Annotated in this window: 15 protein-coding genes; 13 read left to right on the top strand and 2 right to left on the bottom strand. The window is 60.4% G+C overall.

Annotation, left to right across the window (positions count from 1 at the left end; translation table 11 throughout):
- The first annotated feature begins 226 nt into the window (after nt 1–226).
- The 11 genes from BM026_RS21505 to BM026_RS21455 all read left to right on the top strand — a co-directional run bounded on the left by BM026_RS21505 (nt 227) and on the right by BM026_RS21455 (nt 14,657).
- Nucleotides 227–1,225 carry an alpha/beta fold hydrolase gene (locus tag BM026_RS21505; protein WP_170856066.1) on the top strand — a complete coding sequence of 333 codons (999 nt, stop codon included), beginning with the start codon at nt 227–229 and terminating at the stop codon, nt 1,223–1,225.
- A 294-nt stretch (nt 1,226–1,519) separates the two neighbouring features.
- Nucleotides 1,520–2,800 carry an alkane 1-monooxygenase gene (locus BM026_RS21500; protein ID WP_093530004.1) on the top strand — a complete coding sequence of 427 codons (1,281 nt, stop codon included), beginning with the start codon at nt 1,520–1,522 and terminating at the stop codon, nt 2,798–2,800.
- A gap of 133 nt (nt 2,801–2,933) precedes the next feature.
- The gene (praA, locus tag BM026_RS21495) at nt 2,934–3,428 is read left to right on the top strand and encodes an alkane oxidation protein activator PraA (RefSeq protein ID WP_071487971.1); all 495 of its coding nucleotides are present in this window, start codon (nt 2,934–2,936) and stop codon (nt 3,426–3,428) included.
- A gap of 132 nt (nt 3,429–3,560) precedes the next feature.
- Nucleotides 3,561–4,055 (top strand): alkane oxidation protein activator PraB, encoded by a 495-nt coding sequence (gene praB / locus BM026_RS21490; RefSeq protein ID WP_071487970.1) that lies wholly within the window; start codon nt 3,561–3,563, stop codon nt 4,053–4,055.
- Nucleotides 4,056–4,452: 397 nt separating this feature from the next.
- Nucleotides 4,453–4,968: an alkane oxidation protein activator PraB gene (gene praB, locus BM026_RS29515; RefSeq protein WP_093530002.1), complete on the top strand. Its 516-nt coding sequence runs from the start codon at nt 4,453–4,455 to the stop codon at nt 4,966–4,968.
- An 86-nt stretch (nt 4,969–5,054) separates the two neighbouring features.
- Nucleotides 5,055–6,512 carry an outer membrane protein transport protein gene (locus BM026_RS21480; protein WP_093513384.1) on the top strand — a complete coding sequence of 486 codons (1,458 nt, stop codon included), beginning with the start codon at nt 5,055–5,057 and terminating at the stop codon, nt 6,510–6,512.
- 263 nt (nt 6,513–6,775) lie between these two features.
- Nucleotides 6,776–9,301: an acyl-CoA dehydrogenase gene (locus tag BM026_RS21475; RefSeq protein WP_093530000.1), complete on the top strand. Its 2,526-nt coding sequence runs from the start codon at nt 6,776–6,778 to the stop codon at nt 9,299–9,301.
- A gap of 88 nt (nt 9,302–9,389) precedes the next feature.
- A complete protein-coding gene (locus BM026_RS21470) occupies nt 9,390–10,733 on the top strand; it encodes a 3-oxoacyl-ACP reductase (protein WP_093529998.1) in 1,344 nt (447 codons plus the stop codon).
- A 3-nt stretch (nt 10,734–10,736) separates the two neighbouring features.
- Nucleotides 10,737–11,627 carry a MaoC/PaaZ C-terminal domain-containing protein gene (locus BM026_RS21465; protein WP_093529996.1) on the top strand — a complete coding sequence of 297 codons (891 nt, stop codon included), beginning with the start codon at nt 10,737–10,739 and terminating at the stop codon, nt 11,625–11,627.
- Nucleotides 11,624–12,922 carry an acetyl-CoA C-acetyltransferase gene (locus BM026_RS21460; RefSeq protein WP_093529994.1) on the top strand — a complete coding sequence of 433 codons (1,299 nt, stop codon included), beginning with the start codon at nt 11,624–11,626 and terminating at the stop codon, nt 12,920–12,922. The genes BM026_RS21465 and BM026_RS21460 overlap by 4 nt, the downstream gene beginning before the upstream one ends.
- 31 nt (nt 12,923–12,953) lie before the next feature.
- Nucleotides 12,954–14,657 carry an AMP-binding protein gene (locus BM026_RS21455; RefSeq protein ID WP_071487964.1) on the top strand — a complete coding sequence of 568 codons (1,704 nt, stop codon included), beginning with the start codon at nt 12,954–12,956 and terminating at the stop codon, nt 14,655–14,657.
- Between the two features lie 69 nt (nt 14,658–14,726).
- Here the strand turns inward: BM026_RS21455 and BM026_RS21450 are convergent, their stop codons facing one another.
- Nucleotides 14,727–15,842: a Gfo/Idh/MocA family protein gene (locus BM026_RS21450; protein WP_093529992.1), complete on the bottom strand. Its 1,116-nt coding sequence runs from the start codon at nt 15,840–15,842 to the stop codon at nt 14,727–14,729.
- Nucleotides 15,843–16,149: 307 nt separating this feature from the next.
- Here BM026_RS21450 and BM026_RS21445 point away from each other — a divergent pair, with 307 nt between their 5' ends.
- Nucleotides 16,150–17,190 (top strand): WD40/YVTN/BNR-like repeat-containing protein, encoded by a 1,041-nt coding sequence (locus BM026_RS21445; RefSeq protein ID WP_092244232.1) that lies wholly within the window; start codon nt 16,150–16,152, stop codon nt 17,188–17,190.
- 30 nt (nt 17,191–17,220) lie between these two features.
- Nucleotides 17,221–19,596, top strand: a complete 2,376-nt coding sequence (locus BM026_RS21440) for an efflux RND transporter permease subunit (RefSeq protein ID WP_092244229.1) — start codon at nt 17,221–17,223, stop codon at nt 19,594–19,596.
- A 46-nt stretch (nt 19,597–19,642) separates the two neighbouring features.
- Here the strand turns inward: BM026_RS21440 and BM026_RS21435 are convergent, their stop codons facing one another.
- Nucleotides 19,643–24,610, bottom strand: coding sequence for a dermonecrotic toxin domain-containing protein (locus tag BM026_RS21435; protein ID WP_256575536.1), 4,968 nt, complete (start codon nt 24,608–24,610; stop codon nt 19,643–19,645).
- Nucleotides 24,611–24,674 lie beyond the last annotated feature (64 nt).

Below are 24,674 nucleotides of genomic sequence, written 5' to 3'. Positions count from 1 at the left end.
TTTGTCTTTTAGATAGAACACCATTGCAAAGAAAAATTGAATTACTTATTTTAAAAAAGATTTTAAATAATCTACCTGAAAATATCGCCTACGCTAGTCCCAGGTTCCTCATGTGCCATTTGTCCGACGGACAGGCACGCCGTTCGGGTCCAGGGTGTGGACGATGGCCGAGGCCTTGATCAATTCCGGTCAGGTCGCCGGCAGCAGGGATGCAGAGGACCGAGCTATGGCTGTTGAATGGGTTATCGCTGCGGCTGTGTTGGTAGGCGCGAGCGCCGTGTTGTGGGGATTCAGTACGTGGATGACGCGGCGTATCGAAGCCGCCGTTCCGATCAACGGACGCTTTCTGGAGGTGAACGGCGAGCGCTTTCATTATTACGAGGAAGGCAAGGGGCCGCCGCTGGTGATGATTCACGGCCTGATGGGCAGCAGTCGCAACCTGACCTATGCCTTGTCCGGTCAGTTGCGCGAGCACTTTCGCGTGATCAGCCTCGACCGACCGGGGTCGGGCTATTCCACGCGCCATAAAGGCACTGCCGCAGACTTGCCGGCCCAGGCGCGTCAGGTGGCGGCTTTTATCAATACGTTGGGCCTGGATAAACCGCTGGTGCTGGGGCATTCCCTCGGTGGGGCGATTTCCCTGGCGCTGGCCCTCGACCATCCCCATGCGGTGTCGGGGCTGATACTGGTGGCGCCCCTGACGCACCCGCAACCGACCTTGCCACTGGTGTTCTGGTCACTGGCCGTGCGGCCTGCCTGGCTCAGGCGCTGGGTGTCGCGCACCCTGACGGTTCCCATGGGCCTGTTGACAAGACGCTCGGTGGTCAAGGGCGTGTTCGCACCGGACAGTGCCCCGCAGGACTTCGCCACCCGTGGCGGCGGCCTGTTGGGCATGCGTCCTGACAACTTCTATGCGGCCTCCAGCGAGATCGCCCTGGTCAACGACCACCTGCCGGACATGGTCAAGCGCTACCCGCAGCTGACGCTGCCCATCAGCCTGATCTACGGCGCACGGGACAAGGTGCTGGACTTTCGCAAACACGGCCAGGCCCTGGCCGACAAGGTGCCCGGCCTGAAGCTGCAAGTGGTGGAGGGGCGCGGACATATGCTGCCGATCACCGCCACCGAACGGGTGGCGGAAGCGGTGCAGCAGCTGGCCAAGCGTGCGCGGCCAGCACAAACCGCCGCGATCCTGCACCCGCCGTTTGCCTTGGCGAACAAATAATCGTGGCCCTCGTTGCGGGTTGGACCGTCCGAAATGCTTGCCCTAGAGACCTGACCAAACAGCTGAAAAAGAGACTGCCCGGTCACGTAAAAAAGGCTTCGAAAAAGTAGTTGACGACCTAACGATTCCGCGCTATTTCTTTAAAAAAATATTTCAATGTTTATTTTGAAATGATTTTTGAAATGCCTAAGAGCGAATAAAAATGAAAAAAACGTCTTTTATCGCATGGTTGATTTCCTGGAGCACTCAGCGCTCCCTGAACCTGTTTCCTGCCCCCATGACACGGAGGCTGCCATGAATCAGACCCTGGCAGCCCCAAGCATCTGGACCGACGGCAAGCGTCACCTGTGGTGGCTGGGCATCCTGCCCCTGGCCACTCCGTTGCTCTCCGGCACACTGGCCATCAGCACCGGTACCCAGCAACTCTGGTGGGTCGGTGTACTGGTCATCTTCGGCCTGATCCCATTGATCGATGGCTTGCTCGGTGAAGACGTGAGCAACCCGCCCGAATCCGCTGTCGGCCACCTCGAATCCCAACGCTACTATCGCTGGATCGTCTACACCGGCGTGGTGTTTGTCATCTCCTCGGTGGTGATCACCGGCTGGCTCGCCGCGGGCGGAATCGACTGGATCATCCAGGGTGGCCTGTTGCAGGCTGCCGCGAACCTGGAGCCGTCCAGCTGGCTGTCCCACGCCGCCAGTTACATCACCGCACGTACTCAACTGCATGGCGAACCGAGCTGGTTCACCTACCTGGGCATGGCCATGTCGACCGGCGCCGCCACTGGCATCGCGATCAACACGGCCCATGAATTGGGGCACAAGCCCAACCCACTGGAAGTGTTCCTGGCCAAGGTCACCCTGGCACCGACCTTCTATGGGCACTTCTACACCGAGCACAACCGTGGCCATCACGTGCGTGTGGCGACGCCGGAAGATCCGGCCAGCTCGCGGTTGGGCGAAAGCTTCTGGGCCTTCCTGCCACGCTCGGTGTGGTTCAGCGCCCGCTCGGCGTGGAACCTGGAGCGCGAACGCCTGCGCAAGCTTGGTCTGCCGGCCTGGCACTGGCAGAACGGCGTACTCAGCGCCTGGATGTACAGCGTGGTCTTATGGGGCGCGATGATCGCCTGGTTGGGCGCGGCGGTGATTCCGTTCCTGATCATCCAGGGTATCTACGGCTTCTCGCTGCTGGAAGTAGTGAATTATGTGGAGCACTACGGCCTCAAGCGCCAGAAGTTGCCCAATGGTCGTTATGAACGTTGCTCGCCACGGCATTCATGGAACAGTAACCGTATTGTCACCAATATCTTTCTGTTCCAACTTCAACGGCACTCTGATCACCATGCCAACCCGACCCGTAGTTATCAGTCGTTGCGCCACTTTGATGAGTCACCTCAACTCCCTTATGGCTACGCGAGCATGATTGTCTGGGCCTATGTACCGTACTTGTGGCGGCGGCGCATGGATCATCGCGTACTCAATCATTACGCCGGGGATATCACCCTGACCAACCTTCAGCCCTCACAGCGGTTGAAGTACCTGGAGAAGTACAGTAACAGCGCCAAGCCGTTCTAAGTTCAAGTAACCGGTTGTTGGCGTACTCGGGGCCTGCGTGCCGCGCAGGCTGCTTTTGCCCAAGGTTTACAAAACGAGTTGCAATACAGTGGTTTGACCCGAACAAAAATAATTAAAGGGAAGGACGTACACCATGCAATCACCTGCCAAGTTCACCACTCACATCGTATTGGCCGCGCTGGGCCTGATTGCCTATCACCAGGCCCAGGCTGCGCGCATCGAGCCGGCGGGCAGCGCCTTTACCGCCCAAGGCCCCATCAGCTTCTCCAAGGGTGCGCTGATCAGCGCCGACTGCACCATCAAGGTGGCCGGCAAGGTCGCGGCCGATGGTTCTTCGGTGAATGTCGACAAAGTGGAATTCGACGGCGGCCTCAAGTGCAGCCGCGTGGAAGCCATCAACTTGCCGTGGGTGTTAGTCGCCAAAGACACCAAGAGTGGTTCCATGTCGAAGATCAGCGTCGACGTGCATGCATTCGGTCTGGGCGGAAAGTGCGGACCTTCGACGGCTGATGGCACTTGGGATAACGCCACCGGCAAGTTGGAAGCCGCCAATGTACCCATTGGCGAAGACTGCAAGATCAAGACGGTGTCGATCAAGATGCCGCCGAACTTCAAAGTTGTTGAATAACCGTCGGATGTTACAGCGGTAATTGAATTGAAATTTGGCTGGAAAGGGAAGTTCTGCAGATTCACCGTGACCTCTCGTTCATGGCCATTACCCCCGGCGAAATGACTTCGCCATAACATGTGAGGAAAAACAATGAAAAGCTTGAAAACCCTCGTATCGTTGTCTGCTTTGGCTGTTTGCATGGGTGCTGCTTCGATGGCGAACGCGTACAGCATCAGTCCTGTAAACACGAGCTTCACCGCGCCAGGCACCATCTCGGTGAAGTCGCCTTCGTCCTTCCAGGCCACCGTTAACTGTGGTGCCACGTTTACCGGGAATGTCGATGCGACAGGCGTGGCCAAGATCACTGGCGTTGCGGTCACCGGTGGCGGCCTGTGCGCGCTGCCGAAGATCACCGGTTTGCCTTGGACCCTGACTGCCACGGGCCCTGCCGCCGGTTCGGTGACAAACGTCGGCTATACCATCGCCAGCTCGATTCTGTACCCAGCCTCCAATTGCGGCCCTTCGACTATTACCGTGGGCTACAGCGGTGGTGTGCTGACCGCTGCCAACCAGACCCTGAGTGGCAGTTGCACCGTGGTGAGCCTGAGCGTCACCCCATCGCCGACGTTGACCATTGTTCCTTGATGGTTGTTTGAGAACAAAGGGCTGATCACCCCTTAAGAAGACAAGCGTCTCTGTTGAGGCGCTTGTTGAGGGGCGCCAGGTGTTCCCTTGAACGTGGAGTGTCCATTTATACCGAGTGAACGCTGTCATTAGTTCAGAGAGGAATACGTCAAGTGCAAAAGACGACTGTGATCGCACGTGTTTGTTTGCTTGATTTAGTTCTGCGGCAGTGCCGATGGCCGCCTATTAACGTGAGTATTGGCAATGGCCCCGATGGTCTTGATGTTTCAGCAACCCATCAAGTGCCGGCTGGCGGCGGTACGGTGGTATAGATGAGTGTCGAAGTGTCCAACGCTATTTTTATTCCTTGAATAACAGTTCACGCTCATATCAACCGTCACACAGGGAAGAAAAGGTAATGAAGAGTTTGATAGCACTCGTAAAGGCAGGCTCGATAGTGTTGTGTCTTGGCCTGGGAGCGGTTGCCAATGCGGCGTCTTTCAGTCCATCCGGCGCGATTTTAACGACCAGTTCGGGCGGGACTATAACCATTAAATCCGCGTCGACATTTGGAGCTGCGGTCAACTGCAGCTTCGCATTTACAGGCGTGGTGGAGCCAGAGGGTGCAGGGCTGAAAATCAACACCGTGTCACTTTCCGGAGGGGCGATCTGTGCCCTGTATCAGCCCACTGATTTACCCTGGCGGTTGACGCCTACCAGCATCGCCACTGGTCAAATCACCGGCATGGCCTTGACCTACGCGACGACCTCTCCCGCGTGGCCTGCGACTCATTGTGCTCCATCCACCGTCTCTGTCTCGCTGGCTAATACACCTGGCGGCTTGAGTGTGGGCGCGAGCAACCAGGCACTTACAGGTGGCTGCACCATTGTCAGCCTAGGCGCCGTGGCCCCAGGTATTACCGTGCTTCCCTGAGCGGGATGCACAGCAAATCAGGAAAACCAAGTAGCAACACGAGTCGGCTGGGGCCGACTCAGTGAGATAACAATAAGGAGTGCCGTATGAATAATAAAAAACAACAGGTACAGGTTCTGCTGGGCTTGGCATTAATGGGAGGGGTGATGGCTGCCGCGCCTGTACACGCCGGCGGTTTCTCTACGCCTACTTATGGGGCACCTGGTTGGGGTCGGGCATTTGCTGGCGGTTCGTTGTTCAAGAACGATCCGAGTTCTGCGTACAACAACCCGGCAGCCATGGCTTTCGTAGAACATAACGTTGCACAGTTTACGGTCGATTACGCGCGCATCAAGATCAAATACAAGGGGAGCGCCAATGATTACAAAGGCGACCCTATTGCCAATATTCCAATTGGGGACAACGGTTTTCCCGATATATCGGCGGCTGCGGTGAACAACAACGATGGGGGACAAGGCGGGTTTACGGCGTGGTTGCCGACAGGGTTCATGGTAATGCCACTTGGCGACCGCTTCGCTTTCGGTTTGAGCCAGGTGGTGCCCCAAGGCATGCGTTCGACATGGAATGAGGACTCCAAATTCCGTGATTTTGCCGTGGATACAAAGATCGAAACCGTTGGGTTGACAGGCTCTCTTTCATTCAAGGTCAATGATCAGTTTTCCATTGGTGGCGGTTTGATTGTTCAGCACAGCAAAGGTTTTGTGAGCCAGAACATCGATTTGTTTTCCGCGGCTTCCCTTTCCAACAGCCCTGAGCTGAGTGGTGTCCAATTTCCCTCAGGCGTGGGGGGCGCGCTGATGCGGGTCAAGGTCGACAATATTTCGACAGGCTGGTTTACCGGTGTGACCTGGAAACCGACTGATCAAGACACCTTGGGCCTTAACTATCATGCCAAGATCAAGAACAAGATGACGGGCAAGTACAATATTCGGGCGGACGCGTATAACTATGCCTTGATGACCCAACCCAGCCCGATAGGTGGCAACGGAACATTGGTTGAAGTGGCTTACCCAGGCCTAAAACTGTTCCCCGATGGTGCCCATGCCAGCACCCAGCTCGATATTCCGGCCACGGCTGGCTTTGACTGGGTACACCAATTCAACGACCGCTTCACCTTGGGCGCGAGTGTGGTGTGGACGCAATGGTCATCGTTCAAGGATCTCACGCTGAAGTCTGGCGATATCAATATCGTCTCTATTCCTTACAACTACAAAGATACGTGGATGTATTCGGTCGGTGGCGACTTCCGCGCTACCGATGAGTTGACCCTGCGTGCCGGTGTCGCTATTGACCAGACGCCAACGCGTAATTCGACCCGTGATCCACGGATTCCGGACGGCGACCGCACCTTCCTCTCACTCGGAGCCGGGTACGATGTGAAAGCGATCAAGGGCTTGAGTTTTGACGTGGCCTACTCCCACCAGTTCGTACAGGAGGTCAAGCTGAAGACCAAGAACGTCGATCGCCTGGGGGGCGCCAGCCTCGACGGTAAAGCAGAATCGTCGGGCGATGTGGTCAGTCTCTCGGCAACCTACGCGTTCTGACGTTAAGAGGATGATGGAGAAGGGCATCAAGCGCATCTTGCTGCCCTTATCTGTGAGCGTCCTCCTATTCAGGAGTGATGAGCTCTTCACTATCACTTGAGCAGGCTGACGGGTTCAGCCGCTATTTTTTCGCCAATGAATTAAATAAAAATTTCAAAATAAAATTTGAATTTGCTTTTCCGAGTTTGTAGTGTGGCTTCACGCCGCCGCTCATTTCGAGCTGCATAGTGTTTGCCACGCCCTGATCGAGTAGAGGTATCCCCATGGTTATCTGGTTATTGGTGGGTGTCGCAGCTGCGATTGCCCTGGCGTATCGACAAGCCGCTGCCATTCACTGGCTGGGCGCTGGCCTGATCTGGCTGGCAGTCGGTTATCTGTTCAACGTGGTCGCCGGTTTCGGCATGACCGTCGCGGCGCTCCTGGTGCTTCTGCCTGCAGTGCTGATGACCATCAAACCCCTGCGCCGCACCTTACTCACCAGCAAGGCTCTGGCGCTGTTTCGTACAATCATGCCCGCCATGTCCGACACCGAGCGCGCGGCCATCGAGTCTGGCACCGTGTGGTGGGACGCCGAGCTGTTCAGCGGCAAGCCTGACTGGCAGCGCCTGTTGCAAGCCGCGCCCGCCAGCTTGAGCGCCGAAGAGCAGGCCTTCCTCGACAACGAAGTGGAAACCCTGTGCGACATCGCCAACGATTGGGAAACCACCCAGGTCTGGCAGGACATGTCCCCCGAGGGCTGGCAATACACCAAGGACGCCGGGTTCCTCGGCATGATCATTCCCAAGCAGTACGGCGGCAAAGGCTTTTCCCACTATGCGCACTCGCAGGTGGTGATGAAGCTGTCGACGCGCTGCTCGGCGGCGGCGATTTCGGTGATGGTGCCCAATTCCCTCGGCCCGGCCGAACTGCTGCTGCACTACGGCACCGACGCCCAGCGCAATTACTACCTGCCGCGTCTGGCACGGGGTGAAGACATCCCGTGCTTTGCCCTGACCAGCCCGTATGCCGGCTCCGATGCCGGGGCGATTCCCGATCTGGGCATCGTCTGCAAAGGGATGCATGAAGGCGAGGAAGTGCTGGGCTTCCGGGTGACCTGGGACAAGCGCTATATCACCCTTGGTCCGATCGCCACGGTACTCGGCCTGGCGTTTCGCGCAGAAGACCCGGACGGGCTGCTGGGGGCGCCGGGTTCGCTGGGCATCACCTGCGCGTTGATTCCTACGTCTCACCCAGGCGTCAACAGCGGTCGCCGCCATTGGCCACTCAACGCCGTGTTCCAGAACGGTCCTACCACCGGCAAGGATGTGTTCATCCCGCTGGAATGGGTGATCGGCGGGCGCGAACAAGTCGGCAACGGCTGGCGCATGCTGATGGAATGCCTGGCCGCCGGGCGCGCGATTTCCCTGCCATCGGCCAACGTCGGCCTGGGCAAGGTCGCGGTACGCGGCACAACCGCGTATGCGGCGATGCGTAAACAGTTCGGCCTGCCCATCGGCAAGTTCGAGGGGGTACAGGCGCCCTTGGCGCGCATGGCCGGGCACCTGTATGCCTGTGATGCGGTGCGTAAGGTGTCGGTAGCATCCCTGGATGCCGGTGAAAAACCTTCGGTGATCTCGGCCATTGCCAAGTACCACGTTACCGAACGGGCGCGGATCATCGTCAATGACGGCATGGACATCGTCGCCGGCAAAGGCATCTGCATGGGCCCGAATAACTTCCTGGCCCGCGCCTATCAGCAAAGCCCCATCGCCATTACGGTGGAAGGCGCGAACATCATGACGCGCTGCCTGATCATCTTTGGCCAGGGCCTGATCCGTTGCCATCCCTATGTGTTCCGCGAGATGGAAGCGGCGCGCAACCCTGATCGGCGCAAGGCGCTGGAAGCATTCGACAGTGCCATGTTCGGCCATGTGAGTTTTGTGCTGGCCAACACCGTGCGTGCGGTGGTGCATTCCCTTACAGGCGGCCGGCTGATTTCTGCTCCCGCCAAGACCGACCCCGCGCTGGCGTCCTACTACCGCCAGGCCAATCGCCTGTCGGTGGTGCTGGCATTGGTCTCGGACATTTCCATGGGCGTGCTGGGCGGAGCCCTCAAGCGCAAGGAAAGTATCACCGGGCGCCTGGGGGATATTCTGTCGCAGCTGTACATCCTGTCCTGCGTGCTCAAGCGCTTCGAGGATGACGGCCGGCCCCAGGCGGATTTGCCGCTGGTGCACTGGGCGGCCCAGGACGCCTTGCTGCGCGCCCATGAAGCACTGGCCGAAGTGCTCGACAATTACCCGTCGAAAGCCGCCGCCTCCGTGCTGAAGGCCTTGACGTTTCCCTTCGGCATCCCGCTGCGCAAACCGTCGGACCGCCTGCTGGCCCAGGTGGCCGATGTGGTGCAGACGCCGGGGGAAACCCGCGATCGCCTGCTGGCCAATTCCTACATTCCGCGTCCGGAAATCGACAAGCTGGCCTATGGCGAATTGGGCTTTCGCCTGTTGCCGCAAGTGGAGCTGATCGAGGCCCGGCTCAAATCCGCCGTCAAGCAGGGCCTGATCGAGCCGATGCCGATCTGCGCCACTGCGTTCACGACCTGGCGCGTCAAGGCGCGGGCACTGGACCTGATCAGCGACGATGAAGACACCTTGCTCGGGCGTTATGTGGAATACGCCGACCACGGCATTCAGGTGGACGACTTCCCGCAGGACTTCGGCTTGCTGGAGGCGTTGCAACAGCGCAAGCAAGCGCTGGAGCCGACGACGAAACGTCGCGCCAGCCAAAGCGAAAACGCCTCGGTCAATTAGGAAAAAAACCAATCAATGTGGGAGGGGCAATCCCCTCCCACACAGACCGGGTTTACACGGCATGTATGTGTGGTGAGTGAATCTATCTATGAGTGACAGCTACCTCTCGTTCGTCAATTCCCCCTGGGGCCGTCGCCTGGCCCAGGCCATGGGTTTACCGCAACCGTTGCCGCTGCAACGCCATCGCAGCGGCCAGCACGGGCTGGTCAACCCGGTGATCGTCGCTGGGGCAGGGCGCCTGACCACTGAAGTGCAGCGTGTGTTCGCGGCCACCGACACGGTCACGGCCACCCCGGCCACGCCCAAGGCACCGTCCACGGTCAAGGTGCAGGGCGCAGTGTTTGACGCCAGCGCCGTGGCCAGTCTGCAGCAGCTGGACGAGCTGTATGAATTCTTCCACGCCAACGCCAAACGCATCGGCCACCATGGCCGTGTGGTGGTGCTCGGCACTGCGCCGGAACATTGCCAGGACTTGCCCCAGGCCATCGCCCAACGCGCCCTCGAGGGACTGGTGCGTTCGCTGGCCAAGGAGTTGCGCCGGGCGATCACCGTGCAGTTGATCTACGTGGCGCCTGGTGCCGCAGACGCGCTGGACAGCAGCCTGCGTTTCTTCCTGTCGCGCCGCTCGGCCTATGTGTCCGGGCAAGTGGTGCGCCTGGAACAACCGGTAGATGGCCAGGTCACGGTCAACTGGGACAAACCCTTCGCCGGCCGCCGCGCCCTGGTCACCGGCGCTTCCCGTGGCATCGGCCTGGCGATTGCCCAGGTGTTAGCCCGGGAGGGCGCGCATGTGGTGTGCGTGGACGTGCCCCAGGCGCAAGACGCATTGCAGCAAGCCGCCACTAGCGTTGGCGGTTCCGCGTTGCCGCTGGACATCACTGCCCCGGACGCTGCCGGCTTGTTGCAGGCCCACACCAGCCAATACGGCGGGTTTGATGTGGTGGTGCACAACGCCGGGATCACCCGTGATAAAACCATCGCCAAAATGCCCGAGGCGGCGTGGCGCAGCGTATTGGCCGTCAACCTCGACGCACCGTTGCAACTGAGCCAGGCGTTGCTGGACAACCAGGGGCTCAATCCCGGCGGGCGCATCGTGTGCGTGTCGTCGATCTCCGGCATCGCCGGCAACCTCGGTCAGAGCAATTACGCCACCTCCAAGGCCGGTGTGATTGGCCTGGTGCAAGGCCTGGCACCCCATGCAGCGGCGCAGCAGGTCACGGTGAATGCGGTGGCGCCCGGGTTCATCGAGACCCAGATGACCGCAAAAATCCCGCTGATGATCCGTGAAGCGGGGCGGCGCATGAACTCGATGTCCCAGGGCGGTCAGCCGATTGATGTGGCCGAGACCATCGCCTGGCTGGCACACCCGGCTTCCGGCGGGGTCAATGGCCAGGTTGTACGCGTGTGCGGGCAAAGCCTGCTGGGGGCCTGAGCCATGGACTATGTGACGCAGATTATCGACCCGCCGCCATCGCGCACCCGCTTGCTGCTGGATGGCGTGCGCGCCTTGCGCAAACCCAAACTCGGCGGCGCACCGGTGCTGCCCAGGGAGCGCCTGGTGCGCGCGGCGGCCGAGTTGTCCGGCGCCGGCATTGAGGCCTATGGCCGCGCCTGCGGCTTTCGCCGCGAGCAGGGTGTGCCGTTGTCCTATCCCCATGTGCTGGCGTTCCCGCTGCACCTGATGCTGCTCACGCGCCCAAGCTTCCCGTACCCGGCCAGTGGCATGGTGCACCTGGTCAATCGCATTCGCCAGCACCAGCGCCTGCACCCGGGCCAGGCGTTGCGCCTGGAGGTGTACGCCGAGCGCTGGGTCGCCCATCCCAAAGGCCAGGCGCTGAGCATCGCCACCCGTGCCTACGGCGCCGACACCCTGGTCTGGGAGAGCGACAGCCTGTACCTGCGCCGGGACGTCAAGGACCCGGTCGGCCAGCCGTGGGACGACGTGTTGCCGTTGCAGGAGGAGGGTCTGTTGCGCACCCAACGCTGGGTGTTGCCCGCTGACCTGGGCCGGCGTTTTGCCAAAGTGTCGGGGGATTTCAACCCGATTCACACCTCGCTGATCGGCGCGAAACTCTTCGGTTTCCGCCGCGCCATCGCCCATGGCATGTGGACCCTGGGCCGGGCGCTCGCCGCCCAGCAACCGCCCGGCGGGCTGGACCAGGCCGAGGCTCATTGCGACTTCAAGCTGCCGGTCTTCCTGCCCGGCCAGGTAGCGCTGTGGAATCGCCCCGTGACCGGCCCGCGCCGTGAATTCGAAGTGCGCAACTTCGCTGGCGACAAGCCCCATATGCGTGGCCTATTCATTTGGAATGAGAGCGTTCGATGAGTGACTACAGCTTCAACCCGCCGCCGGCTCGCCGCGTGGCGATTATCGGCGGCAACCGCATCCCGTTTGCCCGCTCCAACACGGTGTACGCCCACGACAGCAACCAGGACCTGATGGTGGCCGCCTTGCAGGGCCTGGTCGACCGTTACAACCTGCACGGCCAGCGCCTCGGTGAGTTTGCCGCCGGGGCGGTGATCAAGCACTCGCGGGATTTCAACCTGGCACGTGAGTCGTTGCTCTCTACCACCTTGTCCCCGGACACGCCGGCCTACGACGTGCAGCAAGCCTGCGGCACCGGCCTGGAAGCGGCCTTGCTGGTGGCGAACAAGATCGCCCTGGGCCAGATCGAGGTGGGCGTTGCTGGCGGTTCCGATACCACCTCCGACGCACCGATCGGCATCAACGAATCCCTGCGCCACACCTTGCTCGCTGCCAACCGCGCCAAGGGCATGGGCGCCAAGTTCAAGACGTTGCTCAAGGTTCGGCCGTCGATGTTCTTCAAACCATTGCTGCCGCGCAATGGCGAGCCACGCACCGGCTTGTCCATGGGCGAGCACTGCGAAGCAATGGCCAAGCGCTGGCAGATCAAGCGACTGGCCCAGGATGAGTTGACCCTCACCAGCCATCAGCGCCTGGAAGCGGCCTACAAGCGCGGCTTCTTCGACGATCTGATCAGCCCCCATCGCGGGCTGGCAAAGGACAACAACCTGCGCGCCGACGCCAGCCTGGAGAAACTCGCCGGCCTGGCCCCGGCCTACGACCGCCAGGACGGCACGCTCACGGCGGGCAATTCCACGCCGCTGACCGATGGCGCTTCGGTGGTGTTGTTGGCCAGCGAGGCGTGGGCCGCCGAACACGGCTGGCCGGTGCTGGCCTACCTGCGTACCGGCGAAACCGCCGCGGTGAACTTCGTCGACGGCACCGAAGGCCTGTTGATGGCCCCGGCCTACGCAGTGCCGCGCATGCTCCAGCGTGAAGGTTTGAGCTTCAACGACTTTGATTTCTTCGAGATCCACGAAGCCTTTGCCGCCCAGGTGCTGTGCACGCTCAAGGCCTGGGAAGACGCCGATTATTGCCGCGAGCGCCTAGGCCTGGAGGCACCGCTGGGGGCCATTGACCGCGCAAAAATGAACGTCAACGGTGGCTCACTCGGTTGCGGCCACCCGTTCGCGGCCACCGGTGGCCGCCAACTGGCGGCGCTGGCCAAGATCATCCATGAGAACGGTGGTGGGCGCGGCCTGATTTCCATCTGCGCGGCGGGCGGGCTGGGCATTACCGCCATCGTCGAAAAGTAGCTCTATCAAAAACAACAACAAGGAGACTGCCATGAACGCTGTAAGCCTGGAACACACCGAACGGGTCTGGTTGAACGCTTACCTGCCTGGCGTCCCGGCGGATATCGATGCCGGTATCGAGGACTATCCGTCGTTGCGCGAGGTGTTCCTGGAGCACCTGGATAAGTTTCGCGAGCGGGTCGCGTACGTCAGCATCGGCACCGAAATGACCTATGCCGACTGGCAGGTGCAAGGCTACGCTTTTGCGGCCTGGCTGCAGGGGCAGGGGGTCAAACAGGGCGACCGCGTGGCGCTGATGATGCCCAACTGCTTGCAGTACCCGATCTGCCTGTTGGGCACGATCCTGGCCGGTGCGGTAGTGGTCAATGTCAACCCGCTGTACACCGCCCATGAGCTCAAGCATCTGCTCAAGGACAGCGGCGCAGAAACCGTGGTGATTTTCGAGAACTTCGCCCACACCCTGGAAAAAGTCATCACCGGCAGCAGCGTCAAGCGCGTGGTGATCGCGGCCATCGGTGACCTGCTCGGCACCTTCAAGGGCGCAGCGATGAATTTCATCCTGCGCCGTGTGCAAAAACAGGTGCCGGCGTTCAACCTGCGCGGTTCGGTGCGCTTCAACCAAGTGCTGAAACAGGGGCGGGCACTCAACCATTTTCCAGTGGGGATGCATCTGGACGACCTGGCGTTTCTGCAATACACCGGCGGCACCACCGGCGACGCCAAGGGCGTGATGCTCAGCCACCGCAATATCATCGCCAACCTGCTGCAGGCCAAGGCGTGGGTGGGGGACCAACTGGACCAGGACAAGCAGGAAACCAACGTCACCTTGCTGCCGCTGTACCACATCTTTTCCCTGACGGTGAATTGCCTGATGTTCATGTGCCTGGGCGGGCGCAACATCCTGATCGCCAACCCACGGGACGTGAAACGGGTGCAGATGATCCTGCGCAAGGAGCGTTTCAACGGCATTGCCGGGGTCAACACATTGTTCAACGGCTTGCTGGAGAACAAGGAGTTCTGTGCGCGGGACTTTTCCGACCTGCGCATGGTGATCGCCGGCGGCATGGCCACCCACACGGCGGTGGCCAAGCGCTGGAAAGAAGTCACCGGGCTGCCGATCATCGAAGGCTACGGCCTGACCGAGTGTTCGCCGGTGGTGAGCATCAGCCCGATCAACATTGCGCGCATGCGTGAGATGGAGTTCACCGGCAGCATCGGCGTGCCCTTGCCGTCGACCTGGGTGCGCTTCATGCGCGAAGACGGCGAACTGGCCGACATCGGCGAGCAGGGCGAACTGCAAGTGCGCGGGCCGCAGGTGATGCAGGGCTATTGGAAACGCCCTGAGGCGACCGCCGAGGTGCTGGACGCCGACGGCTGGCTGTCGACCGGCGATATCGGCGTAATGGACGAGCGCGGCTATATCCGCCTGGTGGACCGCAAGAAGGACATGATCCTGGTCTCGGGCTTCAACGTGTACCCCAATGAAATCGAGGATGTGGTGGCGCTGCATCCAGGCGTGGGCGAAGTGGCGGCGATTGGGGTGGAAGATGGCGTGACGGGGGAGAGGGTGAAAATCATCGTGGTGCGCAAGGACCCGAACCTCACGCAGGAGCAGATTCTGGCGCATTGCCGGGAGTACCTGACAGGGTACAAGGTGCCCAAGTTCGTGGAGTTCCGTAGCACTGAACTGCCCAAGACCACCGTCGGCAAAGTACTGCGCCGGGCCTTGCGCTGACCTCGAATTGTCTATGATCCGAATGTGGGAGGGGGCAAGCACCCTCCCACAATCGACCTGTGCTGTGTTTCAGAGGGCGTTCACGGTTACCCAGCGCTCTTCTTTGGCCGCCACGCGAATCGCCGTTGCCAGTCGCTCAACCTCCCACGCTGCTTCAAAGTCCGTGCCATCCGCACCTTGGCCTGCCAGCGCCAGAATCAACTCCTGCACCTCCAGCGTCTTCAGTTCGTTGTACCCCAGTTGATGCCCCGCCGCCGGGCTGAACGCCGCATAACCCGGCAGGGCAGGGCCGGCGAGCAAACGCTGGAACCCCTCCTGACCCACGCGGCACACCTGCAATTCATTCAAGCGTTCCTGATCGAACGCCAGGGTGCCTTGCGTCCCGCTGATCTCGAAACTCAGGTGGTTCTTGTAGCCGTGCTTGAGCCAACTGCTGCTGACGGTGCCACGTGCGCCATTGGCGAAACGCAGCAGGGCATGCACCTGGTCATCCACGGCGATGGATCTCAGCTCGGCGCTGCCTTTGACGGCAGGGCGCTGGCCATGGACGGTCTGGGTGTCGGCGCACACGCTCAGCACATCCCCCACCAGATAACGGGCCATCGACAACAAATGACTGCCCAGGTCCGCCAGGGCGCCACCGGCATGTTCGACTTCGCACCGCCATGACCACGGGGAGGCCGGGTCGGCCATGAAGTCCTCGCTGAACTCGCCCTGGAAGCTGATGATTTCGCCGAGCTCGCCGCTGGCTATCATCTGCCGCGCCAGTGTGATCATCGGGTTGTGCTGGTAGTTGTAGCCGACCCGCGTCACCACCCCGGCGGCACTGGCGGCGCGGCGCATGGCGTCGGCCTGTTCCAGGCTCACGGCCAGGGGTTTTTCGCAGTACACCGCCTTGCCCGCGGCTATCGCGGCCATGGCCATGGGATAGTGCAAATGGTTGGGCGTGGTGATAGCCACCACATCGACGCTCGGATCATTGATCAGCGCCTGCCAATCGCCATGGGCCTGGGTAAACCCCCAGGCGGTGGCACAGCGCCGGGCGCGTTCGCTGTCGGCATCGGCCAGGGCGGCCAGCTTGAGGTGTACCGGCAGTTCGAATACCGCACGGGCGTTATTGAATGCCAATGCATGGGCGCGGCCCATGAAGCCTGTGCCGATCAAGCCGATTCCGAGTTCACGCATCGCCGTGGTCCTTTGGATTATTGTTTTCAGGAAGGCTATTAATGGAATAAAAATTCCTTAAATTCAATAGATGGAATAAAAATTCATTTGTGCGCTGGCAATCACCCCGGCGAATGCAGCTACATTCACCATGGGGCCAAATGCCTTCAGTTAACAAAAGATAACGTAGCGCCGATTGTCAGACGATTCGAAAGCCCGATAGGATGGCCCCTGCTTCCTCCAGGCGCTCTAGATTGCAGGTTCCAAGGCCCCGGAAGGCGAGCGATAACAATAATAAATGGGAGAAGGGTCTATGAGTGAGCCTGTCATGGGTTGGGTTGTCTGCCGCCCACGCGCCGCACGCAGGGTTGCGATGCTGGCCGCAGCGCTCTCGCTGTTTGGACTGGGGGTAGCGTCAGCCGCGTTGTCGACCTCCGTCCAGGCCGCCGGCGATACCACTTTTGCGATTGAATCCCCCAAGGCCGCCAAAGGCCTGATGATCGACGTGGTCCACGCAGGCAAGCGCCTGGTGGCGGTCGGTGATCGCGGGCACATCCTCTATTCGGACGACCAGGGCAGCACCTGGACCCAAGCCAAAGTCCCCACCCGGCAATTGCTCACGGCGGTGTTTTTTGTCGATGACAAGCAAGGCTGGGCGGTCGGCCACGATGCACAGATCCTCGCCAGCACCGACGGTGGCGCGACCTGGAGCCAGCAGTATCAGGACCTCAAGCGCGAAGCGCCTCTACTCGATGTGTGGTTCAACGACGCGAACCACGGCCTGGCCGTGGGCGCCTACGGTGCGCTGATTGAAACCACCGACGGTGGCAAGACCTGGAATGACGTCAGCGACCGCCTCGACAACGAAGACCAGTATCACCTCAACGCCATTGCCCACATCAAGGATGCCGGCCTGTTCATCGTCGGCGAGCAGGGCAGCATGTTCCGCTCCAGTGACGACGGCCAGACCTGGGAAAAACTCGAAGGCCCCTACGAGGGTTCGTTGTTTGGCGTGATCGGCACCGCCCAAGCGCAAACGCTGTTGGCCTACGGCTTGCGCGGCAACCTGTACCGCTCCACGGATTTCGGCAGTACCTGGGAACAGGTCGAATTGAACGCGGCGCGGGGAGCACTGGAGTTTGGTTTGTCGGGCGCGGCGTTGCTGGATGACGGTGCCATCGTCGTGGTGGGCAACGGCGGCAGTGTGGTGGTCAGCCATGACGATGGGCTGACCTTCAGCGTGTTCAACCGTCCGGACCGGATTTCGCTGTCGTCAGTCACGGCGGCCGGCAACGGCAACTTGATTCTGGCCGGGCAGGGTGGGGTGCGGGTTGCCACGCCGACTGGCGCCGAACTGCTCCTGAAATAAAGAGCCAAAATAAGAAGAAGGCGGGGAACCATGAGCAGTCATCACAACGATAAAGCGACCTTTCTTGAGCGCCTGATCTTCAACAACCGCCCGGCAGTGATCGTGATCTGCCTGCTGGTGAGTATTTTCCTGTTCTGGCAGGCAACGTTGATACGCCCGTCCACCAGTTTTGAAAAGATGATCCCCCTCAAGCACCCCTTCATCGAAAAGATGATGGAACACCGCAACGACCTGGCCAACCTGGGCAATACGGTGCGCATCTCGGTGGAGGCCAGGGACGGTGATATTTTTACCAGGGAGTACATGGAGACTCTGCGGCAGATCAACGACGAGGTGTTCTACATCTCCGGCGTCGATCGTTCGGGGCTCAAGTCGCTGTGGAGCCCCAGCGTACGCTGGACCGAAGTGACCGAAGAGGGGTTTGCCGGCGGTGAAGTGATCCCGCAGAGCTACAACGGCTCGCCGGAAAGTCTCGATCAACTGCGCAACAACGTGCTCAAGTCTGGCCAGGTCGGGCGACTGGTGGCCAACGATTTCAAGTCGAGCATTGTCGACATCCCGCTGTTGGAGTCCTACCCGGACCCGCAGGACCAGGGCAAGTTGCTGGCCCTGGACTACCGCAAGTTCTCCCACGAACTGGAAGACAAGATCCGCGACAAGTTCGAAGCCCAGAACCCCAACGTCAAGATCCACATCGTCGGCTTCGCCAAGAAGGTCGGTGACCTGATCGACGGCCTGGTCATGGTGGTGATGTTCTTCGGCATCGCGTTCGTTATCACCCTGATCCTGCTGCTGTGGTTCACCAACTGCCTGCGCAGCACAGTCGCCGTGTTGAGCACCACGCTGGTGGCGGTGATCTGGCAGCTGGGGTTGATGCACTTCTTCGGTTTCGGCCTTGATCCCTATTCGATGCTGGTGCCGTTCCTGATCTTCGCCATCGGGATCTCTCACGGCGTGCAGAAGATCAACGGCATCGCGCTGCAGTCCAGCGAGGCGGACAATGCGCTGACCGCCGCCCGGCGTACCTTCCGGCAACTGTTCCTGCCGGGGATGATCGCAATCCTGGCCGACGCGGTGGGCTTCATCACGCTGTTGATCATCGACATCGGTGTAATCCGTGAACTGGCGATCGGCGCGTCCATCGGCGTAGCGGTGATCGTGTTTACCAACCTGATCCTGTTGCCGGTAGCGATCTCCTATGTCGGTATCAGCAAGCGCGCCATCGCCAAGAGCAAGAAAGACGCGAATCGCGAACATTCGTTCTGGCGCCTGCTGTCGAATTTTGCCAACCCGAAAGTCGCGCCGATCTCCATCGCCCTGGCGCTTGTCGCCTTTGGCGGCGGCCTCTGGTACAGCCAGAACCTGAAGATCGGCGACCTTGACCAGGGTGCGCCGGAGCTGCGCCCGGACTCGCGCTACAACAAGGACAACAACTTCATCATCAGCAATTACTCCACCAGTTCCGACGTGCTGGTGGTGATGGTCAAGACCAAGGCCGAAGGTTGCTCGCGCTATGAAGCCATGGCGCCCATCGACCAACTGATGTGGAAGATGCAGAACACCGAGGGCGTGCAGTCGGCGATTTCGCTGGTGACCGTGTCCAAGCAGATGATCAAGGGCATGAACGAGGGCAACCTGAAATGGGAAACCCTGTCGCGCAACCCGGATGTGCTGAACAACTCCATCGCCCGTGCCGATGGCCTGTACAACAACAACTGTTCCCTGGCGCCGGTGCTGGTGTTCCTCAACGACCACAAGGCCGAGACCCTCGACCGTGCGGTGCATGCCGTGCAGGACTTTGCCAGGGAAAACAACAAGGACGGCCTGGAATTCATCCTCGCCGCCGGTAACGCCGGGATCGAAGCGGCCACCAACGAAGTGATCAAGGAGTCGGAACTGACCATCCTGATCCTGGTGTACCTGTGCGTGGCGACCATGTGCATGATCACCTTCCGCTCCTGGGCCGCGACGCTGTGCATCGTGCTGCCGCTGGTGCTGACCTCGGTGCTGGGCAACGCGCTGATGGCATTCATGGGCATCGGCGTCAAGGTCGCGACCTTGCCGGTGGTGGCCCTCGGCGTGGGGATTGGCGTGGACTACGGCATCTACATCTACAGCCGCCTGGAGAGCTTCCTGCGTGCCGGTTTGCCGTTGCAAGAAGCCTATTACCAGACCCTCAAGTCCACCGGTAAAGCCGTGCTATTCACCGGCCTGTGTCTGGCGATCGGCGTGTGCACCTGGATTTTCTCGGCCATCAAGTTCCAGGCCGACATGGGTCTGATGCTGACCTTCATGTTGCTGTGGAACATGTTCGGTGCGCTGTGGCTGTTGCCGGCCCTGGCGCGTTTCCTGATCAAACCGGAGAAACTGGCGGGGCAGAAGGGCAACTCGCTGTTTGCGCACTGAGTCGCCGCCTCCGAAAAAGCCGCACAGGGTGCGGCTTTTTTGCGGGTTACAGTTTCAGGAACAGTTTCTCATCCAGTGGCTTGCCAATCTGCGCACGGACAAGATCCACCGCCCCGGCAGAACCCGGCTCGTTGACCAGGTCTTTCTGGGTCAGGTAGCGCTGGGCGGGTATCTTCAGGTGCGCCGCCGTGTACGTGTCACGCGGTGCGCCGGGTTGTGGGTAGTGAAAGTGCGCAAACCACAACGGCTCCACAGTGCCTTTTTTCCTGACCACGTACTCGGTGAAGACGTCGCCGCTTGCGGTGGGTATATCGCGCCGCACCAGGTTGATATCGACGAAGCCGTTGCGCCAGAGGAAGTCGACATTCTCCGGCTTGGGTTTCACTGCGAAATAACCATCCGCCGCATATTGCCGTGCTTTGCGCTGTAGCTCATCCGCCTCGTTTCTCCAACGGGCCACGAGCTCAGCGGTTTCCGGACGCGTTCCCTGGTGGTGCTCGGCTTGCTGGGCCAGTTCTCGCAACTTGTCGGCGCGCTGTTGCAGCATATCGTGCCAATCCAATGGATCAACGGTGTCCCGGGTTTCGGGTTTCTCGAGTTTCTTTTTCTGATGCTTGATCGACGCCTCTTTCTGCGCGGCTTCCACCATCACTGTGGCGGCTTCCTCTTTGTAGGTCGCCAGTGATTTCGGCGGACGAGGAAGCTGGGGGGCGGACGGTTGTCCCTCAACTATCTGAACCCATTTGCCTTCGGTGACATGTTCGCTGTAGCTGGCGAGGGTCTCCCCCGTCTGGGGATCTTTCACGTCAATGATGTTGAACGGCGCAGTCTTGGGTTCACGCAAGGTGCCTGTTAGTGTCTTTTTGTCACGGGTTTTGAACACCTGCTGTTTCTTTGTTTTGGGCGGGCGTTTCTTGCTCGCGGGTCGGGGGGGCGTCAGTTGCAGTTCTTCCCGGACGACATCGGCCAGATCACGTTCGGCAGCGGCGATGAATTCGTTCAGGCGTTGGTGGAATACATTTTGGTACTCGGGACGGCACAGCTCAGGGCTTGTTTCAGATAGGGCAGTGCTGTCGTGCAGGCTCTGTTTGTAGGTGTCGATGATGGTTTGCAATAACGCTTTGCGTTCATCGAGCGTGTAGCCGCTATATTCGTGCAGATCCCTAAACGCCCGACTCACTGCGTCCAGCGACGTTGTGTGAAAGCGATTTGCATAAAACTGAGCGTCTGACCCCTCTGCGATTCTGGCAAACCGGTTGACGCTGAGTATCTTGAGCGTCTTCAAAAGTGTTAACTTTTCTTCGAGCGCTACGATGATCGGAGGCCGCGTTGTTATGCGGTCAAGGTAATGATCGACTTCTGCGGCGGCGAAGGAGGAGTCATTGCGCCACTCTTCTTCCAACGTCGCGAAGGCTTGCTTGGCCTGCCACAGTTTTTCACGGTTCTGGTAAATCGCTTTCGTCCCTTCGATGACTCTTGGGTACGCGGCTGCGGAACCCGATCGAAGCTCTTGAACCAGCTCGTTCATGGGCTCGCCATGAGCGGTGTGCGCCTGGCTCTCTCGGAGCAGTCGTTTGTAGACGATAATCGAGTTATTCAGCGCTTTTGACATGCTCATATAAAGCAACGAACGTCGCATCTTGTTTTCCAGGAGATCATCGATGTCAGCAAATTTTTTGGGCCGGAGGACTTCGATGGCATTTCTGCCATGCTGCAGGAATTCAGCAAGGTAGGGTTCGAGCTGGGTGAGATGTTGGTCGATCTTGCTTTTCAGTGCTTCCGTGGTACGCAGTTGTTCTGCATATTGAGCGTCAAAACGTCCGCTCGAAGGGTCCGTTCGGGTGAGTTTCCATAGCGTTATGAGTTTCTTTCTGGCACCTTCGTAGCCAACCAGGTCTTTGTCGCCAACCAGGTCTTTGTTGAGCTCATTGAGTGTTTTGAGATAGCTATCCGAGGCCATCTTCACTTTGTCAGTTTGCTGATCGAACTCGGCCTCTTTCAGCGCCTCTGCCCTGAGGTTTTCATCCATCTTACGTGCGATGCCGCCTTTGGGCATGCCCCCCCTGAGCTTGGGGCTGAGGTCGAAATCCCAGCGGCCGGCGTCATCGCGCTTCAGGGGCGGCCCTGTGCGCGCCTTGTCCTGCTGATCAATCACGAACACCCCGTCCAGGTCCCGTGCCACGCGGAACCACAGGTTGCCAATGTGCGCATGCAGTTTGTCATCAATACGGTACAGGCCTTTCAAGCTCCCTTCAGTGATCGCCGTGCCCGGTTCGGCAGGGGCGGGTACGCTGAATGTCTGCACGTGTGCCCATTGGGCAGGGCTCAGGTCTCGCGGGCTGGAATAGGCGAAGTCAAACGCCCGTTGGCTGTCGATGAATCCGGGGGCGGACGCGGGGTCACCCTCTTCGACCAATATTTGCGAGGGAGGACTGACGGCATCGGTGCGACGTAGCGCAATTTCGACTTCCGTGCGTTGTGCAAAAGGCACGTCACCCACGGGGCGGACCGGCTTGGTTGTGACGGCGGTGTGGCTCAGCAATGTGCCGACATTGACCAGCAGATCGACCATGTTGGCGGCCGGATCACGGGTATTCGGTTCACTGCCTTCTTTGATGTCGTGCTCGAGGCTGGCCAACTGCATCAGCCAGCCAACCATCGCGCCCGGGCCGCGTAAAACGGGCAGCAGTGTGTTGAACAGCAGCCATCCCAGCTCCTTGCAGGACGCCCAGCGACTCTGGGCGTCGGAGGTGGATTGGTTATCGGCCAGCGTCACCAGGCTGCGAGCGTTGGCGTTGAACAAATATTGCATCAGGTCGCCGTTCTGTACATCGTGGTGCAACTGCTGTGCCGCCGGGTAACCACCGACCGCCAAGGTGGTGGGAGCGGGCTGGCTGGGGGCGTCGAATTCGTTGAACACGCCGTAACGGGCGATGTTGGGTGTCTTGAACCCGCCGTTACCGTAGATCGCACGGGTTTTTTCGTCCGGCAGCCAGGCCAGGATGCGCTGTTGCAGCGTGCCGGGTTCCTGGATCGCGGCCAGCAGCGCATCGCGGCTGGGAAACTCTTGCAGGCTCGGGGACAGTTGCGGGCCGTACAGGATGTGCGGGCCTTTCGCGGGGTCCACGGGCTCGATCAGGAACATGTTGGCGACCACATCCGGCGTGGCCCCCGGCTTGCGCAGGAACGCCAGGGGACGCACGGTGATTTCCTGGCCGTCGACCCGGCGCGCGCCGGCGCCGGGTTGAGCAATGGCTTCGACAAACTGGTAGCCTTTCGCGCTGATCCCCGCTTGCCCCTTCAACTTGAGTTCCAGCGCCTGCATGGCCAGTTGGATCGGCACTTGCTCGCAGAACAGTGCGGCACGTTCCCGGGCCTGGGCAGTGTCACTGAGCAACTGCTGGTTGAGCAGGGCCGGATAGTGCTGGCCGATGTCGACTTTGCTGATCAGGTCCTTGAGTGTCTGCGCCATCTGGGGATCGTTCACCGGCTGTCCGCGCAAGCGAATATCCATGGCTCCCTTGGGCAGCCCCGCGAGATTCTCCAGCGCCATGTCCACCAGGCTCATCCTGACCGGTTCGATATAGCCGCTGCCCATGTTGCCCACGGGGACTTTGAAGGTGATTTCCAGGTCCTTGGCGGTGTAGCCCTTGGGTGCCAGTTCTGCATCGAGTTGTTGTTCGGCGTAGGTGCGCAGGTCCGGGATGTCGGTAAGGAAGGTTCGGCCCTGATGGCGTCGCACGCTGCTGGCCAGGTCCAGGATATGGCGTTGGTAGGCAAAGCGCTCGGCTTCGCCGGCCTTTGCCAGCCAATCGGGCAGGTTGCGCTTGAACTGCTCCAGCCGGTTGGGCGGCAACTGCGAAGTCGTGCTGAACCACGCGGCGGTATCGGTGGCTTGGGAAAACAGTTGTTCAAGATCGGTCCCATTGCCCTGGGCGGGGAGCTTGATTGCATTGAGGTTCTGCAATTGACGGTCCAGGAGAATGGCGGCCTGGATATCGAAGATGTTGCCGTCCGGCTCCACGCGCTTCCAGTTCAGGCGGTCGAAGCTGAACTGCGCGCCGAGCTGACGCTCCCAGGCCACGGCAAACTGCTCCAGGGACTCATAGGGCGTGACGACGCCCGCGCTCGTCACTTGCAGAACGACGGTATGGCCGTCGACCTCGTGGGTGATCAACAGGTCCGGGCTCAGCACGTCAGCGCGGGTCTGGCCGTGTTTCAGGATAGAGTCGAGGGTGAATACCTTGGCGGCGTTCGCGCCGTGGACCTGGGTTCGTTCACGGGTATCCGGGTAGCGCGTGACCTGATCCAGGGTTGCGCGCTGCCGCTCATCCAGGCCGGGCTGCTTGAGGCCGGCGATACGCAGGGTGTCGCAGAGGGTGTCGCTGAGCCACCGCCAGCGGCTGACGGAAGCGCCTGCTCCCGTGGCCTGCACGAAGGCGTCCTGGCCCCAATACTGGCTCAGTGCTTGGGCGTAGGCATCCTTCAGGCAGGATTTCAGGCTGCAGATGGCCAGCTCGACGGTCTGCGTATCCAGGGGCGTTGCACGATTGCCTGTGCTGTCGACGATTTTCAGCGTGCTGCCGCTGGTGGAGTCGACCCACTTGCACGGCTCGCCGTAGCGGTCGCTGAAGTCCAGTTCGGCGCCGGATGCCAGATGTTCAAGCACCAGGTCCACCAGTGGCCTGAGCCGGTACTGCAGCGGATCGGACTGTGTCGCCACTGCCACGGAGGTCTTGTCACTGTCGAACTCCAGTGTGGGGTATCGATGCCTCACGGCTTCATTCAGCAGGGAGGCCACCACCGAACGTACCGTTGGCCGTGTTGCGAATTGGTCAGCCACTACCCGGGCGGGCGAGTCATGCGTTACTGGCGTGCCTGGGGTGAGCTGAGCAAGGAACCTTGATCCCGGGCCTGGCAGTGGAGGACGGGCACGTCGGGGGTTCGCCGCTGCGGTTGGCCGCTCCAGTGGGGGAGAGTGTGTGACGGGCACCTGGCTGACGATGGCCGGCAACGTAGGGCTGAACAGGGCGGAACTGAGTCGATAGGCGCTGTGTACTGATGGCATGAAGGCACTT

It is taken from the genome of Pseudomonas sp. NFPP24 (assembly GCF_900112095.1).
GTDB classification, from domain to species: domain Bacteria; phylum Pseudomonadota; class Gammaproteobacteria; order Pseudomonadales; family Pseudomonadaceae; genus Aquipseudomonas; species Aquipseudomonas extremorientalis.
The sequence above is the reverse complement of the archived record's forward strand: the minus strand, read 5'-3'. Positions and strand labels throughout refer to the sequence as shown.

What these genes read in the sequence shown, in the direction of transcription:
- BM026_RS21505 (WP_170856066.1), top strand. Translation starts at nt 227, where the DNA reads ATGGCTGTTGAATGGGTTATCGCTGCGGCTGTGTTGGTAGGCGCGAGC.
- BM026_RS21500 (WP_093530004.1), top strand. Translation starts at nt 1,520, where the DNA reads ATGAATCAGACCCTGGCAGCCCCAAGCATCTGGACCGACGGCAAGCGT.
- praA (WP_071487971.1), top strand. Translation starts at nt 2,934, where the DNA reads ATGCAATCACCTGCCAAGTTCACCACTCACATCGTATTGGCCGCGCTG.
- praB (WP_071487970.1), top strand. Translation starts at nt 3,561, where the DNA reads ATGAAAAGCTTGAAAACCCTCGTATCGTTGTCTGCTTTGGCTGTTTGC.
- praB (WP_093530002.1), top strand. Translation starts at nt 4,453, where the DNA reads ATGAAGAGTTTGATAGCACTCGTAAAGGCAGGCTCGATAGTGTTGTGT.
- BM026_RS21480 (WP_093513384.1), top strand. Translation starts at nt 5,055, where the DNA reads ATGAATAATAAAAAACAACAGGTACAGGTTCTGCTGGGCTTGGCATTA.
- BM026_RS21475 (WP_093530000.1), top strand. Translation starts at nt 6,776, where the DNA reads ATGGTTATCTGGTTATTGGTGGGTGTCGCAGCTGCGATTGCCCTGGCG.
- BM026_RS21470 (WP_093529998.1), top strand. Translation starts at nt 9,390, where the DNA reads ATGAGTGACAGCTACCTCTCGTTCGTCAATTCCCCCTGGGGCCGTCGC.
- BM026_RS21465 (WP_093529996.1), top strand. Translation starts at nt 10,737, where the DNA reads ATGGACTATGTGACGCAGATTATCGACCCGCCGCCATCGCGCACCCGC.
- BM026_RS21460 (WP_093529994.1), top strand. Translation starts at nt 11,624, where the DNA reads ATGAGTGACTACAGCTTCAACCCGCCGCCGGCTCGCCGCGTGGCGATT.
- BM026_RS21455 (WP_071487964.1), top strand. Translation starts at nt 12,954, where the DNA reads ATGAACGCTGTAAGCCTGGAACACACCGAACGGGTCTGGTTGAACGCT.
- BM026_RS21450 (WP_093529992.1), bottom strand. Translation starts at nt 15,842, where the DNA reads ATGCGTGAACTCGGAATCGGCTTGATCGGCACAGGCTTCATGGGCCGC.
- BM026_RS21445 (WP_092244232.1), top strand. Translation starts at nt 16,150, where the DNA reads ATGGGTTGGGTTGTCTGCCGCCCACGCGCCGCACGCAGGGTTGCGATG.
- BM026_RS21440 (WP_092244229.1), top strand. Translation starts at nt 17,221, where the DNA reads ATGAGCAGTCATCACAACGATAAAGCGACCTTTCTTGAGCGCCTGATC.